Genomic DNA, 1823 nt, shown 5'->3' on the forward strand with positions numbered 1-1823 from the left:
GGCAATTTCGCCAAATCTTCTTCCTTGTCAGGAGTTGTTTGACGTTCTAATAATTTTTGAGTTTCTTCGACCAATGCTTCTAATTCCTGATCGCTTAGTGAAGCCTTATAGGCAGCTAATTGTTCTTTTAGCGCTTGGTCTTTACGATCTAGAAGTCCTGGTTCAGGAGAAAGTGTAATAACTGCGGAGTGCGTATTTTCTAATAATGTACTTTGAATTAATTTTTCGAAGTATCCATTAGTCATTTCTCTTTGAATCTTATCTAAAATTGGTTGATACTCAAATGTCTCGAAAACATTTCCGTCATATAACCAGCTCGTTAGCGCGTTTAGAGAATACAGAATCCCTTTAGGAGTAGAGCCTTCTAATGCTGTAAGTTCTTTGTATCGGAAAGCTGCCTTGTTTAATGCCGCTTGAATCGCCTTTTGAGGAATTCCTTCTTCAACGAGTCGTTTTAATTCTGATTCAATAATCGTAATAAATTCTTCTTTTACAGAAGGATTTGTATCTTTCAGTACAATTTCAAATATAGGTGAATATGTTGCCGCACCAAAACCACCAGAAACATCAGAACCAAGTCCTGATTTTAAAAGTGCTTTTTTAATAGGAGCTGTATTACTTCCTAAAAGAAGCTCGTCTAATACTGCTAAGGCAATAAGAGATTCAGCATCTGTACCTTTTCCTGCAGCCCAAACATAAGCTAACAAAGTTTTATTCTCTTCAGGTTCTTCTTGAGAAATCGAGAATTTTGCTTCTACTTCTTGTCTTTTTTCAAATGGCGCTTGTTCAACAGGTCCAAACTCATATTCTTTTGCTTCGAACTCATCAAAATATTCACTTAACTGACCAAAAGCAACATCTAAATCTAGATTCCCATATAATGTAACACGCGCATTACTTGGGTGATAATATTTATCATGGAAATCAACAAATTTTTCTTGCGTTAATGTTGGGATGCTAACAGGCATTCCTCCTGAAATATGTTTATACACCGTATCAGGATATAAAGTTGGTTCAATTAAACGATATAATTCTGATTCTGGTTGAGAGAAAGCCCCTCGCATTTCGTTATAAACAACGCCTTTATAAATCAGTTCATCGTCTGCATTCTCTAGGTGATAATGCCATCCCTCTTGCATAAGGATTTGTGGGTCATACTTGAAGTTCGGATAGAACACAGCATCTAAATAAACAGACATTAAATTTGTAAAATCTTTTTGATTACGAGAAGATACTGGATAAACCGTCTTATCCGAATAAGTCATCGCATTTAAGAAAGTATTCAAAGATCCTTTTAATAACTCCACAAAAGGTTCTTTAGTTGGATACTTTCTAGATCCATTTAATACCGAATGCTCGATAATATGCGCAATTCCGTTATCATCATATGGTGGAGTTCTAAACGCGATATTAAAAGCCTTATTATCGTCTTCATTTTCTAAATAAAGAACTTCCGCTCCTGTTTTTTCATGTTGATATAAATACCCTACAGAACGGATATCTGGTAAGTCTCTCTTTTCTAATAATTTAAATCCGTTAAATTCTTTTGGCATAAAATTCCTCCTTCTTCTTAAAAGGTTTTCACTTATTTTAACACTTTTGGTGCGAAAAAAGAAGATAAGGGATAGAATTAGGTTGTGATATGAAGATACTTTATGAACGATATATGAAATCACAGATTTATAGAATCGTCAGTCCATTTATCCTGAATTTTTTTATACGAGAATTTTCATCATCGTAAAATGTAGCATATATGCTACATTTTACTTTTTTTATACTTCTTTTACCTTAAATATATCCTATTCAAAAATTAAATAAAATTT

Annotated in this window: 1 protein-coding gene; it reads right to left on the reverse strand. The window is 33.7% G+C overall.

Translation table 11 applies throughout. From position 1 onward, the window contains the following. Positions 1–1553, reverse strand: a 1553-nt coding sequence (locus ACO5V7_RS08875) for an insulinase family protein (protein WP_485485895.1), incomplete at its 3' end; no start/stop codon positions are given. Between the last annotated feature and the right edge of the window lie 270 nt (positions 1554–1823).

It is taken from the genome of Granulicatella sp. (genome assembly GCF_057274575.1).